The sequence below is a fragment of the Tistrella arctica genome, assembly GCF_039630945.1.
GTDB classification, from domain to species: Bacteria; Pseudomonadota; Alphaproteobacteria; order Tistrellales; family Tistrellaceae; genus Tistrella; species Tistrella bauzanensis.
This window is the reverse complement of record NZ_JBBKTV010000008.1, coordinates 68914-84351: the sequence shown is the minus strand read 5'-3', so window position 1 is coordinate 84351 and position 15438 is coordinate 68914. Positions and strand designations below refer to the sequence as shown.

Below are 15438 nucleotides of genomic sequence, written 5' to 3'. Positions count from 1 at the left end.
GAACGATCTACTGTTTCACACTGCCGATAAAACGATCCACTTCGCTGCGCAGATGCCGTGACTCGTGGTCCAGTGCCGATGCAGCTTCGACCACATGGCGAGCGGCGCTGCCGGTATCGCGCGCGGCGCTGCCGACGCCGGCGATGATGTCCGACACCTGGTGCGTGGCGCTGGCCGCATCGGCCGTGGCATGGGCGACCTCGCGGGTGGCCGCGGTCTGTTCCTCGGTTGAGGCGGCGATGGTGGTCGTGGTGCCATCCAGCGCCGCGATGGCGGCGGCCACTGCATCGGAGGTGCCGGCGACCCGGGTGATGGTGCTGCGGATCTGATCGATCTGCGCGCTGATCTCTTCGGTCGCCTTCTGGGTCTGACCTGCCAGGGTCTTGACCTCGTTGGCCACGACCGCGAAGCCGCGGCCGGCTTCCCCGGCGCGCGCCGCCTCGATGGTGGCGTTCAGTGCCAGAAGATTGGTCTGCTCGGCGACGGATCGGATCAGGGTCACGATCCGGCCGATGCTTTCCGCACCGCCGATCAACTCGCTCATGGCGACCCGGCCGGCATCGACATGGTCGACCGCATCTCGCGACAGCGTTTTCATCCGTTCCAGTTGGCGGGCGATTTCGCCGGCGGTCTGGCTCATCTCCTCGGTGGCGGCCGCAGCAGAGGCGACGGCCCGGCTGGCATCCGAGGCCGCCATATCGACGGTATCGGTACTGCTGCTGGTCTGGTCGGCATTGGTCGACATCCGGCCGGCAGTGTCGCGCATCGCCACCGCCGCGTCGCCGACACTGTCGACGATGGTGCCGACGTTGGATCGGAAAGTGTCCACCAGGCTGCGCAGAGCTTCGGCCTTCTCGGCCCGTCCACGTTCCAGATAAACCGTGATCGCCAGATCCATGTCGAGCAGCGCCGCTCGGATCAGCACGCTGCCATAGCGGGCAAGCCTGTCGTTGCGCCGGCCGAACAGCCCACGTTCCATGTCGTGGGTCAGCCGGTCCATCAGCCCCGACAGGATGTAGGCATAGCCGCCGATATACCAGCGCGGCTCCAGGCCCAGCCGGGCATGGGTTTCGCCGATCCGGCGCACGGAACTGACATAGATGTCATCGAAGCGGCCGTCGGCGATGACGAGCCAGTGCCTGTACTGGCCATCGCGGGCACGGTTCTGTCCGCTGTTGCCGTCGAACATCCGGCCCAGCTCCGGATAGCCGCGCAGATGCTCATAAAATGCCTGAAGCACCACTGGCAGATGCTTTTCCAGGAACGGCTTCAAGGTTCTGAGATCGGCCTTGGCCGTCTCGTCGAGACGCATGAATGCGAGCCGGTCCCAGGCTTCGGCGGTACCGGAAGATGAGGTTGCCATGGTCATGACCAGCCTTTTTATGGCGCGCATCACTAGACGCTAAAGTTCGTCGCCAATCTACTGTCACAATTCTTAGCAAAGGGTAAATGGCCCGGCGAAAATCGACAGAATCAGCCGTGGCGAACAAGGATCAGCGATCATCGAGTGGCGTTTAGGTATCTAATGTGACGAATGTCGGTTTCATTTGTACTACATTTCTCTATGAATTCGTGGCGTAAATATTAACAGATATGGCGGTGGAAAGACATGCGCCGTTCCCGATGTCATGTGATCCCTGGCGCGCAACCGGTGAATGTCGGGTGGGGCCATATGACGGCTACCATAATGGCCGGTCACGAGCACCTGCTGGACGCGCGCCGTCTGGCCAGGAGACGCGTCGCCATCGGCCGGTCCGACGGCCATGGACTCGGACAGGGCGCTGTCGGAACCGTTATCCGAGGCGCCCTGTCGGGATTGATGGCAGACGTGCATCGTTGCAGAACCCGATACACCCATTGTCGAGCATCGGGTTGCGCAACGGCGTCATGGCGTGAAACAGCGCCTGAAACAAGGGCGCGTAACCCGCGGCATTCGCGGTCTCCGGCACCATGGAGCCCTGGGTGACGCTGACCGCGCTGTCGCCATAGCAGATTGCGAGGCCGATCTGATGGGGTATGTCGGACGGCGCCGTGGCGGCGGCAGGCGGGGGGGCGCCGGTATCGGTCATGTGGATGGCGCGTGGCGTGCAGGCATCGGGGCGGTTGGTCACATTGCCGTCCGGCTGGACCACCAGATAATAACCGTCCGGCACCGTCCCCTCGGGCGGGGCGACGCGCGTAAAGCCTGCCGATTGCCGGGGATAGCCGCGTTCCAGGGCTTCCAGAACGACATCCTCGCCGGTCGAGGCCTCGATGCCGCCGAGCGGCCGGGCGATGACCACCGGCATTTTTGTATCGCGAAACGCTCGGTCTACTGCGCTGCGGTCGTAAAAGCTGCTGAAGAACGGGTTTTCGACGCGGCTGAAACCTTGGCCGGCACAGGCGGCCAGGACCGGCAGCACCAGTGCCGCCACGCTTGCGCACCGCCCTATCGATCGTGACGTCATGAAAATCTCTCCGTCTGGAGCGGCTCCCGATCAGGGGCCACCGTGTCTGGTGCCGGAGTCTCCCGGCTGACTGACCAGGATCACCGCCTGACCAAGGCCCTGATCCAGCGCCAGAGGGTTGCCCGCGGCCACGGTCGCGGCAGCCAGCGTCTCGCCGGTGCCGGTGCAGAACGCCAGTTGAAGGCGAACTGTTCCGCCGGTCGGCCTTGCGCTGTCCGTCGCCACGACCGGCTCTGGCCGTGGATCGGTTGCGATGCGCCGGTCGCAGGCAGCACTCCAGCGCGCCGTCGGCTGGTCGCTCAGCAGCACATAGGCGCCATCGGGCCGTGCCTGTTCCGGTGTCGGCGCCATTGCCCGGGGCAGTGGCCGTCCGATGGCGCGGCGGACGGCGTCGGCCAGTTTGTCGTCGGTCAGAGTGTGTCCGACGGCGGCGATTGGTCCGGTCTCGACAACAATCGGCGGCCCGCCGGCCAGAAAAACCGTGACATCCTGCTGCATCGCCCAGCCCGCGCGGCGTGCGCTTTCAATGCGGTTGGCACTGCCGGTGCAGGCACTGAGCGTCAGAGCGGCCGCCGTGATGCCCGCCACCAGGATTGCACGGCGGGGATGACCCGGATGGCGGCCGGCGTCGGGGCGGAAGGTCGTCTCTGTCATGATCGTCACCTCGGCCGTGGATGATCGGCAAACCGTAGGCCCGGTCTCGGGGGCGCCGCCGCAGTTCAGGTTCCGCGCCGTCGCTCATTCTCGCGCGGGTTGCGCATCAGCACCAGACACTGCGCCGTCAGATCCTCCAGCGGAGAGACGACATGCAGGTCGATGGGCGCTGTTGCCGTGGCAGTGGCCGCCATGTTGCGGCCATTGCAGATGCTGATCCGCCAACGCACAACGGTGGCGCCATCATCGGGTGCCGATGCCGGCATCATGTCCGCCGGCTCCACGGCATCGGCCACGCAGACATCGGCGGTGTTGGCGAGCGGCGGATCGAAGCGCACCAGAATATGGGGCGCGGTTCCCTGATTGGCCAGAACGACCACGCTGCCGGCAGGGCGGTTCAGCGCGCGACTGACCCCGTTGACCACGGCGGCTTCGGTTGCAAGCGTGTTGAAGCCGGGCAGCGTGCCACGCACCACCACCTGAAGCGGGGTATGCGCCAGCATCATGCGCATGTCGGTATCGCTGACCCAGCCGGCATGGGACACGCTTTCGACGACGATCACCTCGTCACGACATGCCGATACCGATATCAGAAGGGCGGCGGCAAGGCATGCCCTATATCCGGCCATCTTGCGCCCCACTGGCCTGCCAGTGAAACACAGGATGCCGGGCATGATACGCATGATGTACACTCATTGATGACGAGCGGAGACCGCTTCCATATTCTACCGTCGAGGATCGGCCTTTCCGGATCAGACGTCGAGGGCTTCCGTCACGAAGCGGGCATTTTCCTGAATGAACTGAAACCGCTTCTCGGGCCGTTTACCCATCAGTGTTTCCACCCGTTCGGCCACCAGCAGGCGACTGCCGGGCTCCACCGCCACCCGCAGCAAGGTGCGGGTTTCAGGCGCCATGGTGGTTTCCTTCAACTGCCGTGCCGGCATCTCGCCCAGGCCCTTGAAGCGGCTGATCTCGGTCTTGCCGCCCTTGAACCGGGTGTCGAGCAGGTGCTTGAGGTCGGCATCGTCGCGGGCATAGGCGGTATCGCCCCCCTTGGCGACCCGGTACAGCGGCGGCACCGCCAGATACAGATGGCCATTGTCGATCAGCGACGGCATCTGGCGATAGAAGAAGGTCATCAGCAGCGACGCGATGTGGGCACCGTCGACATCGGCATCGGTCATGATGATGATGCGTTCATAGCGCAGATCCGCAACCTTGAACTCGCGGCCGGTGCCGCAGCCCAGCGCCAGGATGATGTCGTTGATTTCCTGGTTGGCCTTCATCTTGTCGATCGAGGCGCTGGCGACGTTCAGGATCTTGCCGCGCAGGGCCAGCACCGCCTGGGTGTCGCGCCGGCGGGCCTGTTTCGCCGATCCGCCGGCCGAGTCACCCTCGACCAGGAACAATTCGGTGCCGTCGGCCTCGTCGCGGGTGCAGTCGGCAAGCTTGCCGGGCAGACGCAGCCGGCGGGTCGCCGTCTTGCGGCCGACCTGCTTCTCTTCCTTGCGGCGCAACCGTTCCTCGGCCCGGTCCAGCACAAAGGCCAGAAGGTCGTTGGCGGCGGCAGGATTGGCCGTCAGCCAGTGTTCGAACCGGTCGCGGATCGCGTTCTCCACCAGCCGCGTGGCCGGGGCCGAGCTCAGACGGTCCTTGGTCTGACCCTGGAACTGCGGATCGGGGATGAAGATCGACAGCAACACCACGGCGCCACCCAGGATGTCGTCGGCGGTGATCTGCTGGGCCCGCTTGGCGGCACGCGCCTGCTTCTGGGACATTTCGGCAAAGGCGCGCAGGGCCTTGGTCAGCGCCGCGCGCAGGCCCTGTTCATGGGTGCCGCCAAGCGGGGTCGGCACCGTATTGCAATACCACGAGGTGTAGCCGGCGCCTTCCAGCGGCCAGGTGATCGCCCAGTCGATCTTCGACTGGCCCTCGCTTTCCACCAGACCGGTGAAGGCCTCGGGGGTCACGGTCGGCCCGTCGACCAGGGTGGCCAGGAAATCGGCCAGGCCGCCGGGGAAGTGAAGGGTCTCTTCGGCCGGAACCTCGCCGTCGGCGGCAATCAGCGCCGGGTCGCAGGCCCAGCGGATCTCGACCCCGCGATGCAGATAGGCTTTCGACCGCACCAGCCGATAGAGCGTTACCGGCTTGAAGCGCAGATCGGCGAAGATTTCGTGATCGGGGTGGAACCACACCGTGGTGCCGCGGCGGTTGGGGGCCGCCCCCTTCAGGGCCAGCGGCGCCAGCGGCCGGCCACGGGAATATTCCTGCGACCACAATTTGCGATCGCGCGCGACCTCGATCACCATCTTGTCCGACAGGGCGTTCACCACCGAGATGCCGACGCCATGCAGGCCGCCCGATGTCGCATAGACCTTGCCGTTGAATTTGCCGCCGGCGTGCAGGGTGGTCAGCACCACTTCCAGGGCTGACTTGTCCTTGTATTTCGGATGCGGATCCACCGGGATGCCGCGACCGTTGTCGCGGACCATCAGGGTGTTATCTGCCTGTAGGGACACCTCGATGCGGGTCGCGTGGCCTGCCACCGCCTCGTCCATCGAATTGTCGAGAATTTCGGCGGCCAGATGGTGCAGTGCACGATCATCAGTGCCGCCAATATACATGCCCGGCCGCCGGCGAACCGGTTCGAGGCCTTCAAGCACCTCGATATCGGCCGCCGAGTACCCTGTGCTGCCGGTTCCGGCCGCGTCGCTGTCGAAGAGATCTGACATGGCGCGGATTATAGGAATCGCGCCGATCACCGGCAAGGGCTACAGTCGATGTCACGTCGTGCTTCGCGATGTTGTGGTGCGAAAACCCGAGTCTGAGGAGGCTATGCCACATGAACCCGCCTGAACAGACGGGCCGCGCCACCGACGACGCGGAAGCCGGCACCTCCATGCGCCCCACCGGAGAGCCGGAACTGCGGACTGTCGCCATGCCGGCCGACGCCAATCCGTCGGGCGACATCTTCGGCGGCTGGGTGATGGCGCAGATGGACATCGCCGGAGGCATCGCCGCCAGTCAGCGCGCCCGCGGCCGGGTGGTGACGGCTGCCGTGGATGCCATGAGCTTCCGCAAGCCGGTGCGGGTAGGCGATGTGGTCAGCATCTATTGTTCCGCCGCCGGCCATGGCCGCAGTTCGATGCGCTTCCACGTCGCCACCTGGGTGCAGCGCCGGCGGACCACGCTGGCCGACGTGCACGAGGAACTGGTGACCGAGGCGGTGTTCACCTTCGTGGCGGTGGATGGCGAGGGTCGTCCGCGTCCGCTGCCCGATTGAGCAGCCCCGAAACCCGCGCCAGATCCTGATCGCGCCGCTGTTCCAGCACCGCCTGAAAGGCCGCCACCAGCGGCGGGGCGGTTTCGGCGGGCCTGCGCAGCAGCGTGGTCACGAAGGGCAGGGCGGGCGCGAATTGTCTCAACACCAGCCCGTCTGTCAGAAAATCCAGCGCAGTCAGCGGGTTGACCACACCGATGCCGATTCCTTGCGCCACCATGGCGCAGAGCGCTGAACTGGTCGGCGTCTCCACCAGCCCGTGGGGCACGACATCATGCGCGGTCAGCAGCCGGTCCAGGCGCTGACGGTACGGGTCGACCGCGGCCAGCATCACCAGGCGATACCGGCTCAGATCCTGTGGTGAGACGCTCGCCTGCGCCGCCAGGGGATGGCCGGCCGGCATCACCGCCACCTCATTGCAGGCGGTGAAGGCCTGTGTCTCCAGGCTCGACACGTCCAGCTCATAGGCGGCGATCCCGATATCGACCGCGCGATTGCGGGTCGCCTTGATCACATCCGACGACAGCAGCGGCGTGACGGTCAGGCTGATGCCGGGATGGCGACCAAGCAGATCGGCGATGGCGCGGGCCATGAAGCCCTGGGCAAAGGCTGGCAGGCACCCGATGCGCAGATGTCCGGTGCGGCGCCTGCGCAGATTTTCAGCCACCTGTGCGATGCGGTCCAGGCCGGCATAGCTGTCGCGCACCGTCTCGATCAGGTCGCGGGCCTCGGCCGTCGGCTCCAGCCGTCCACGCACCCGGGCGAACAGGGTCAGGCCGGTGGCATCCTCAAGCTGCCGCAGCGATCGCGTCACCGCCGGCTGCGAGGTGTTCAGCACACTGGCCGCCGCCGTCACCGTGCCGACGGTCATCACCGCCATGAAGGCGTCGAGCTGGCGCATGGCGATCTTCATCACGCGCCCCTCCCATATCACAAACGCATAGCCGGCCATCATTTCGGCATTGGACCGATATAGCATGCAGCATGGATGATTCCGACGGCAAGTCCTGAATGGTGCGGGGATGGCAGGTGCCATGCCTTCGGAACAGCGAGCGACACATCATGACGACCGAGACTGAAACCACGCCGGATGGCGGGCGGCCTGTGCCGCCGCTGGTGATGCCGGTTGCCGACGATACCCGCGGTATCGGCTGGGCGGTTCTGGCGGTGGTGCTGTTTGCGATGATCTTCATGTCGGGCAAACTGGCCGGCGGGCTGGTGCCCGCGCTTCAGATCATGTGGCTGCGCTATCTGGGCGGGTTGATCACGGTGATCATCACCATCAGCCTCGGCCGCCGCTGGCGCATGATGGGCACGCGACAGCCGGCCCTGCATGCCCTGCGTGCCGGGTGCGGCGGGCTGGGCGGGATGGCGGCCATCCATGGGGCAACGGCGATGCCGGTTGCCAATGCCGCCGCGATCGGCCTGCTGGAAGGGCTGTTCACGGTGTGCCTGGGCGTGGTGCTGCTGCGCGAGCGGATGCCCCCCGCGCGCTGGGCCGGTGGCGCATTCTGTCTTGCCGGCGCCCTCGTCGTGGTGTTCGGCGGTGGCGATGGTGTGCGGTTCACGCCAGCGATGTGGGCGCCCGCCCTGATCGCATTGGCAGGCGCGCTGCTGATCGCCATCGAAAGCATCATGATCAAGACGCTGGCACGGTCGGAAACCCGGCTGGTGGTGCTGTTCTATGTCAACCTGTTCGGCGCCATGCTGCTGGGCGGGCCGGCGCTGCTGGTCTGGGCACCGTTGCCGCCGCTCTGGCTGCTGGGCTTTCTGGCATTGGGGCCGGTGGCGATCATCGGTCAGACCTGCAACATTCAGGCCTACCGGCTGGCGGATGCCGCCACTCTGGGCCCGGTGCGCTACACCTGGATCGTCTTCAGTGCGCTGATCGGCTGGATGTTGTTCGCGGAGCAGCCGGGCCCGGCGACCCTTGCCGGCGGTGCGCTGATCCTGGCGGGCGGGATCTGGCTGGCCCGCAGTGGTCGCAGGCAGCGCCCCTGAAGAACACGTCCCGGCACGAGATATGTCCGGGCACAAAGCACGTCCGGAAACGCCGAGGCCGCCGTCTCGTTCCGAAGAACGAAGACGACGGCCCCGTCGGTCGACCGTCACCAGCAGATCACATCGCGAAGGCCCCCGCTCCTCGCTCTGCAACCCTTACGCCGGCGCGATCAAACACTCAGAGATCACACGCTGTAGTAGTTCTTGAACTCCACAGGATGCGGCGTGTGCTCCCAGTCATAGACCTCTTCCATCTTCAGCTCGATATAGGAATCGATCTGCTCGTCGGTGAACACGTCGCCCTTCTTCAGGAACTCACGGTCAGCGTCGAGAGCTGCCAGCGCTTCGCGCAGCGAGCCGCAGACGGTCGGAACGTCCTTCAGTTCCTCGGGCGGCAGGTCATAGAGATTCTTGTCCATCGCCTCGCCGGGATGGATCTTGTTCTCGATGCCGTCGAGGCCGGCCATCAGCATGGCCGAGAAGGACAGATAGGGGTTGGCGGTCGGATCCGGGAAGCGAACCTCGATGCGCTTGCCCTTGGGGCTCGCGACATAGGGGATGCGGATCGAGGCCGAGCGGTTGCGCGCCGAATAGGCAAGCAGCACGGGGGCCTCGAAACCCGGGATCAGGCGCTTGTAGCTGTTGGTCGACGGGTTGGTGAAGGCATTCAGCGCCTTCGCATGCTTGATGATGCCGCCGATGTAATAGAGGCACATTTCCGACAGGTCGGCATAGCCCGACCCGGCGAAGAGGGGCTTGCCATCCCGCCAGATCGACTGGTGGGTGTGCATGCCCGAGCCGTTGTCGCCCGAGACCGGCTTCGGCATGAAGGTGACGGTCTTGCCGAAGGCATGGGCGACGTTGTGGACCACATACTTGTACTTCTGCACGCCATCGGCTGTGGCCGTCAGGGTGCCGAAGCCGGTGCCCAGCTCGTGCTGCGCCGGGGCGACCTCATGATGGTGCAGGACCGGGGTCATGCCCACGGCCTTAAGCTGCTCCAGCATCTCGCCACGGATATCGGCCGCGCTGTCCACCGGCGGCACCGGGAAATAGCCGCCCTTGACCTTCGGACGATGGCCGGTGTTGCCCTCGTCATAGCTGCGGCCGCTGTTCGAGGGCAGCTCCAGCTCGTCGACCTCGTAAGAGGCGCCGAACATGCCGACCTTGAAGCGGACGTCGTCGAACAGGAAGAACTCCAGTTCGGGACCGAAATAGGCGGTGTCGCCCACGCCCGTATACTTCAGATAGGCTTCGGCACGCAGCGCGGTCGAGCGCGGATCGCGATCATAGCCCTGGCCGGTCGACGGCTCCAGCACGTCGCAGGTCACGACCAGGGTCGGCTGTGCTGCGAAGGGATCGATGAACACGGTCGAGCAGTCGGGCATCAGGATCATGTCCGACTCGTTGATCGCCTTCCAGCCCGAGATCGACGAACCGTCGAACATCACGCCATCGGCGAAGGTGCCCTCGTCCACCGCCTCGGCATAGTAGGTGGTGTGCTGCCACTTACCGCGCGGGTCGGTGAAACGGAAATCGACAAACTTGATTTCGTTTTCTTTGATCTGTTCAAGGACAGTCTTCGCGTCCGACATTTTCTATCCTGCCTGTTGCATGGCTTGGCTGGACTGCGGTGGTCCCGGGCACTCTCTGAAACGAGATGGCACGAGGACACACCAACCGTTCGGCCCGCCGTCAGGCGTCTGCGGGGGCAGGCCGAGAACTCAAGCATAGGGCACCGTTTGTATGCGGTGCAGGTAAATCTTCATCCGCGATGGTGACGGCGGAAGCTGGCCCGGCCATCAGGTGACGCGGGGGGCGGGTGACGCGGGGGTCAGAGCGCGTCGTTGCCGCGCTCACCCGTGCGGATGCGGATCGCATCCTCGACCGGGGTGACAAAGATCTTGCCGTCGCCGATCCGGCCGGTATGGGCCGCCTGCTGGATGGCCTCGATCGCCCGCTCGACCTGCGCATCGCCGACCACGATCTCGATCTTCACCTTCGGGAGAAAATCGACGACGTATTCGGCACCACGGTACAGCTCGGTGTGACCCTTCTGGCGCCCGAAGCCCTTGGCCTCGGTCACGGTCATGCCCTGAAGGCCGATCTCGTGCAGCGCCTCCTTCACCTCGTCGAGCTTGAACGGCTTGATGATGGCTTCGATTTTCTTCATCTCGGCGGCTACTCTCGTCAGTCGCGCGCATGGGCCGGAACAACCGGGCCGGCCGTGGTCATGATCGCGTCGTCATGAACCGGGCGTCAAGGTCCGGGGCGGGGGTGTCGGTTGCGCGCGGTCGCGCCGTGCCGTCACCGGCAGGTGGCGCGCACCACCCACACCGGCAATCGTTTGCACGGAGCGTGCCAGTTTGTCCAAGTCTCTGGTACATCATGGACAATGCCGCAAATGCTCCAAATGCGGGCCGAGACTAGCAGGATTGGTGGCTAAAAGACAGGCACAGGCTGCCTAAATCACAGGCAGGGGTGCCAGCATCTGTGCAGCGCCCTTGTCGCCCCCGGTGGCTTCTGCGATCCTGCGGCTTCAGGCTTTCGTCAATCCAACCGGCGATTGAAATATATCGGGTTCGGGCTTCAGCAGGAAAACACCGTGCAGTTCGCCAATCAGATCCTCTCAGGCTATGGCACAACCATCTTCACCGTGATGAGCGCGCTGGCGCAGGAACACGGCGCCGTCAATCTGGGGCAGGGCTTCCCCGATTGGGAGGGGCCGGAAGAGGTCCGCCGCATCGCGGCCGAGGGATTGATGAACGGCTATAACCAATACCCGCCGATGGCCGGCATCCCGGAGCTGCGCCGTGCGGTGGCGGCCCATGACCGCCGCTTCTATGGCATGGATGTCGATCCGATGCGCGAGGTGATCATCACCTCCGGGGCCACCGAGGCGCTGGCCGCCTCTCTGCTGGGCCTGCTCAATCCCGGCGACGAGGTGGTGCTGATCGAGCCGCTTTATGACAGCTATCTGCCGATCGTTCAGCTGGCCGGGGCCGTGCCGCGGCTGGTGCGGGTGGAGCCGCCGCTATGGGATCTGCCGCGCGCGGCGCTGGCGGCGGCATTCGGCCCCAAGACCCGCATGCTGGTGATGAATTCGCCGATGAACCCGACCGGCAAGGTGTTCAGCGATGACGATCTGGCCTTCATCGCCGATCTTGTGAAGGCGCATGACGCGATCGCGGTCTGCGACGAGGTGCATGAGCATCTGGTGTTCGACGGCCGCCGGCACACGCCGCTGATGACCCTGCCGGGCATGCGGGAGCGCACGGTCCGCATCGGGTCGGCCGGCAAGACCTTCTCGCTGACCGGCTGGAAGGTCGGCTATCTGGTGGCGGATGCGCCGATCGCGGCGGCGCTCGGCCGGGCACACCAGTTTCTCACCTTCACCACGCCGCCGAACCTGCAGCAGGCGGTGGCGCACGGGCTGTCGATGGATCGCAGCTATTTCGACGATCTGGCCGCCGGCCTGGCCGCCAAGCGCGATCTTCTGTCCGATGGCCTGCGCCGGGTGGGCTTCGATGTGCTGAAGGCGGACGGCACCTATTTCATCGGCGCCGACATCCGGCCGCTGGTCGGCGAGATGGACGATGCCGAGTTCAGCCGCCGACTGACGATCGAGGCTGGTGTCACCTGCCTGCCGTTCAGTGCCTTCTATCAGGCGGGCGATATCCGCAACTTCGTCCGCTTCTGCTTCTGCAAGCGGGAAAGCGTGCTGGAAGAGGCCGTTGGCCGCCTGGAGCGGTTCTTTGCCGCCGGTGGCTTCACCTGTGCCGATGCGCAAACTGCCGCTGTCGGCGCATAAAGCCCTTGACCGGCAGGGCCGCGGCATATTAGAGAAGCGGCACTTCGGTGGCGGGTGTAGCTCAGTTGGTTAGAGCGCCAGATTGTGGCTCTGGAGGCCGTGGGTTCAATTCCCATCACTCGCCCCATTCCCCCTCATGGGTCACCATGATGCGGGCGGACTGAACCGGAGACGGTATGATGCAGACGGCGCGGCCCTGCCAGGGTTCGCGCCGTTTGTCGTTCGAAACTGAGGATTGGCGGGCATGGACGGCTGCGCGGTCAGGCGCCGGCGTTCAGCCGGATCAGCAGGGCGTCGTGATCCGACAGGCCCTGATGCGGCAGGTGATCGACCGCGACGCCACTGCAATCGTCTCGCAGCAGCACCCGGTCCAGCCTCAGCCGCACCGGCCCAAGCCGGAAACTGCCGGTGGCCGGCGTGACATCGCGATAGCCCGGCAGCCGCAGCCGCCCCACCAGATTGCAATCGCCGGCGATCAGCATCGGATGATGACCGGCGACGATGGCCAGTTGCCGGCGCTGAGCGCCCCGGGGGTGAGAGAGCTGCACACCGGCCGCCACCGGCCCGCCGGGCCATAGCCGGAATACCTGTGCCACCCGTGGCCAGGGCCAGCCGCCCAGCGCCAGGCGCTGAACGGGGCCGGCATCACCATCACCATCACCATCCTGGCGCGTGCCGGGCTGGCGGCGCCACAGCAGATGGCCTTCCCAGCCGTCATGCCGCGGGAAGGCCGGCGTGAACGCGGCAATGCCGCCCAGATGGTCGACAAGGGCGTCCTTGTGCCATGCGCAGGCCTCTTGTGCGATCAGCAGGTCGGCCCCCTGGGTGGCGACCACATCCGCGACCGCCGCCAACCGCCGCTGATCCGGGCGCTTCAGGTTCCACACCAGAATGCGCAGGGCCGGGCTCCGCATGGCGTTATTTCACCGGCGATCCCGTGCGATCGGCCAGGACCACGAAGCCGCGCGCCAGATCGGCAAGGGCATGTTCCGAACGCTCGCGGTGTTCCGCCACATCGGCTTCCAGCCGGGCCACGCGGTCTTCGAGCGCCGCGACGCGGCCATCATCGATGGTGGCCGCGTCGTCGGGCACCGAAAGCGCCAGGCGCGAGGCCGGGCGGGGCATCGGCATGTCGCCGGCCGAGACCATCTCATCGCCGGTCATCTCGGCCGTATGGACCGCCTGGGCCTCGGCATAGGTGCGGATCGCATCCGCGACCCAGCTACCCAACGTCAACCCGCTGGCCTGGGCCGCTCGTTTGGCGATCTCGCGGGTGTCGCGGTCGACACCCTTCACGCTCCAGGGCGGTATGGTCGCCATCGTTCCGTGGCCTCCGCGGGTTGGGATATGTGTTCAACGACTTTATGTGGCGGGCACAATTCTTGTCAAAGCCGGCCGGCATGAGGAAGATGCGACAGCGGCCCACCGGCGACGATTGTTGCAGGTATGTCCGTCTCAAGCAGCCGATCGACCCGCTTCATCCGCAAGGCCCGCTTCATCCGCAAGGAAGGCACCTGACCGATGTCATATGAACTGCTCACCTGCGACGAGATGGGCCGCGCCGACCGGGCCGCCATCGCGGGCGGCATCGCGGGGTCTGCGTTGATGGAGGCGGCGGGGCAGGCCGTGGCCCGCGAAGTCGTCGCTGCCTTCGGTCCGCAACCCAGGCGCGTGGTGGTGCTGGCGGGCCCCGGCAACAATGGCGGTGACGGCTGGGTCGCGGCACGCGTTCTGGCCGAGGCCGGGTGGCCGGTCGATATCCTGTCGCTGGTGGCCGTCGCCCGGCTGGCCGGCGATGCCCGATTGGCGGCTGACCGCTGGACGGGCAGGGTGCTGCCGCTTTCGCAGGCAGAAGACCGGCTGAAGCCGACCGATAGTGATGCCGCGGCACCGGTGGTGATCGATGCGCTGTTCGGCGCCGGACTGGCGCGGCCGGTGGATGGCGAGGCGGCGCGGCTGCTGTCTTTGGTGCAGGTGCTGGATCTGCCCGTGGTGGCCGTCGATGTCCCCAGCGGCGTCTCCGGCGATGACGGACAGGTGCGCGGCATGGCGGTGAGGGCGGCGCTGACCGTGTCGTTCTTTCGGGCGAAGCCTGGCCACTGGCTGCTGCCCGGGCGCGATCTGCGCGGCCGGCTGGTGATTGCCGATATCGGTATCCCGCCGGCGGTTCTGCGACCGATCGGGCCACGAATCGCGATCAATCGCCCGCCGCTCTGGCAGGCCGCGCTGACGGCGCCGGCGGCCGGCGACCATAAATATCGCCGCGGCCATCTGGTGGTGGCCGGAGGACCACCCGAAACCGCCGGTGCCGCCCGGCTTGCGGCGCATGCCGGTCTCAGGGCCGGGGCAGGGCTGGTGACGGTTGCCTGCCTGTCGGATGCGATGTCGATTTTTGCCGGCACCGACCCGGCGGTGATGACGCGGGTGGTGCCGACGCCCGAGGCGTTCGAGCGGATGCTGCAGACCCGGCGGGTCGCGGCCGCCGTGCTGGGGCCCGGGCAGGGTGTGGACGCGCTGACCCGCGACTGGGTGCGCCGGGCCATCGCATGCCTTCCGGCGCTGGTTCTGGATGCCGATGCCCTGACCGCGTTCGAAGACAGCGCCGCCGACCTGTTCAGCCAGATCCGTGCGGCCACCGCTCGCGGAGCGCGTATCGTGATCACCCCCCATGACGGCGAATTCGGCCGGCTGTTCCCCGATCTAGCGGCGGATGGCGGCACCCGGATCGAGCGGGTGCGCGCCGCGGCGGATCGTTGCGGCGCTGTCGTGGTACTGAAGGGCGCCGACACGGTGATTGCCGGCCCCGATGACGCTGGTGCGCCGGCTCACGGGCGTCTGGCGATCAACGGCAATGCGCCGGCGCGGCTCGCGACCGCGGGGGCGGGCGATGTGCTGGCCGGCATCGCCGGCGGCCTTCTGGCCCAGGGCATGGCCGCGTTCGAGGCGGCGGCCGCGGCCGTCTGGCTGCATGGCGCCGCCGCCCGTCTGCTGCCGCGCGGGATGATCGCTGAAGACATCGCCGGCATGCTGCCGCGGGTTCTGCAGGCGGTGGCGCCGTCGGATGATGATGGTCTGGACGCGCTGGGCTTCGGGCTTGACGGCGATTGATCCGCGGCGGATCGCCGGGCGTCATGCACGCTTCACACATCGGCGCGCTGTCAAGACTTGAACGCCCGGGTCCGCATCCCTGATCATGGAGAGGTGCCCGTCCGATGGGGCGGGTGCGCCAACAGTGGAGAGCCTCC

At 66.3% G+C, this 15438-nt stretch carries 14 protein-coding genes and 1 tRNA gene; 5 read left to right on the top strand and 10 right to left on the bottom strand.

Features of this window, described 5'->3' with window-relative positions; all coding sequences use genetic code 11:
* Nucleotides 1-7: 7 nt before the first annotated feature.
* The 5 genes from WG924_RS18740 to parE all read right to left on the bottom strand — a co-directional run bounded on the left by WG924_RS18740 (nt 8) and on the right by parE (nt 5833).
* On the bottom strand, nt 8-1369 hold the full coding sequence (locus WG924_RS18740; protein WP_345934621.1) for a protoglobin domain-containing protein: 1362 nt from the start codon (nt 1367-1369) through the stop codon (nt 8-10).
* Nucleotides 1370-1793: 424 nt separating this feature from the next.
* Nucleotides 1794-2447, bottom strand: a complete 654-nt coding sequence (locus WG924_RS18735) for a hypothetical protein (RefSeq protein WP_345934620.1) — start codon at nt 2445-2447, stop codon at nt 1794-1796.
* 30 nt (nt 2448-2477) lie between these two features.
* A complete protein-coding gene (locus tag WG924_RS18730) occupies nt 2478-3101 on the bottom strand; it encodes a hypothetical protein (RefSeq protein ID WP_345934619.1) in 624 nt (207 codons plus the stop codon).
* Nucleotides 3102-3166: 65 nt separating this feature from the next.
* Nucleotides 3167-3730, bottom strand: a complete 564-nt coding sequence (locus WG924_RS18725) for a hypothetical protein (RefSeq protein ID WP_345934618.1) — start codon at nt 3728-3730, stop codon at nt 3167-3169.
* Between the two features lie 123 nt (nt 3731-3853).
* Nucleotides 3854-5833: a DNA topoisomerase IV subunit B gene (gene parE, locus WG924_RS18720; protein ID WP_345934617.1), complete on the bottom strand. Its 1980-nt coding sequence runs from the start codon at nt 5831-5833 to the stop codon at nt 3854-3856.
* 110 nt (nt 5834-5943) lie between these two features.
* Between parE and WG924_RS18715 the strand changes: the two genes are divergently transcribed.
* Nucleotides 5944-6384: an acyl-CoA thioesterase gene (locus tag WG924_RS18715; protein ID WP_372045109.1), complete on the top strand. Its 441-nt coding sequence runs from the start codon at nt 5944-5946 to the stop codon at nt 6382-6384.
* Here the strand turns inward: WG924_RS18715 and WG924_RS18710 are convergent.
* Nucleotides 6332-7294 carry a LysR substrate-binding domain-containing protein gene (locus WG924_RS18710; RefSeq protein WP_345934616.1) on the bottom strand — a complete coding sequence of 321 codons (963 nt, stop codon included), beginning with the start codon at nt 7292-7294 and terminating at the stop codon, nt 6332-6334. The two genes, WG924_RS18715 and WG924_RS18710, sit on opposite strands and share 53 nt — an antisense overlap.
* A gap of 149 nt (nt 7295-7443) precedes the next feature.
* Here WG924_RS18710 and WG924_RS18705 point away from each other — a divergent pair, with 149 nt between their 5' ends.
* Nucleotides 7444-8382 (top strand): DMT family transporter, encoded by a 939-nt coding sequence (locus WG924_RS18705; protein WP_345934615.1) that lies wholly within the window; start codon nt 7444-7446, stop codon nt 8380-8382.
* Between the two features lie 185 nt (nt 8383-8567).
* On the opposite strand, the gene glnA is transcribed toward WG924_RS18705, so the two are convergent.
* Entirely contained in the window at nt 8568-9977 is a 1410-nt protein-coding gene (glnA, locus tag WG924_RS18700) for a type I glutamate--ammonia ligase (protein WP_188582517.1), read from the bottom strand.
* Nucleotides 9978-10216: 239 nt separating this feature from the next.
* The gene (locus WG924_RS18695; RefSeq protein WP_014745508.1) at nt 10217-10555 is read right to left on the bottom strand and encodes a P-II family nitrogen regulator; all 339 of its coding nucleotides are present in this window, start codon (nt 10553-10555) and stop codon (nt 10217-10219) included.
* A gap of 432 nt (nt 10556-10987) precedes the next feature.
* Between WG924_RS18695 and WG924_RS18690 the strand changes: the two genes are divergently transcribed.
* The gene (locus tag WG924_RS18690; protein ID WP_345934614.1) at nt 10988-12193 is read left to right on the top strand and encodes an aminotransferase; all 1206 of its coding nucleotides are present in this window, start codon (nt 10988-10990) and stop codon (nt 12191-12193) included.
* Nucleotides 12194-12243: 50 nt separating this feature from the next.
* Nucleotides 12244-12320 (top strand) — tRNA-His (locus tag WG924_RS18685).
* Between the two features lie 133 nt (nt 12321-12453).
* On the opposite strand, the gene WG924_RS18680 is transcribed toward WG924_RS18685, so the two are convergent.
* Both WG924_RS18680 and WG924_RS18675 read right to left on the bottom strand, forming a co-directional pair.
* The gene (locus tag WG924_RS18680) at nt 12454-13107 is read right to left on the bottom strand and encodes an endonuclease/exonuclease/phosphatase family protein (protein WP_345934613.1); all 654 of its coding nucleotides are present in this window, start codon (nt 13105-13107) and stop codon (nt 12454-12456) included.
* Between the two features lie 4 nt (nt 13108-13111).
* Nucleotides 13112-13513: a hypothetical protein gene (locus WG924_RS18675; RefSeq protein ID WP_345934612.1), complete on the bottom strand. Its 402-nt coding sequence runs from the start codon at nt 13511-13513 to the stop codon at nt 13112-13114.
* A 201-nt stretch (nt 13514-13714) separates the two neighbouring features.
* On the opposite strand from WG924_RS18675, the gene WG924_RS18670 reads away from it, so the two are divergent.
* Complete coding sequence (locus tag WG924_RS18670) at nt 13715-15301, top strand: NAD(P)H-hydrate dehydratase (protein WP_345934611.1); 1587 nt, start codon at nt 13715-13717, stop codon at nt 15299-15301.
* Nucleotides 15302-15438: the final 137 nt, after the last annotated feature.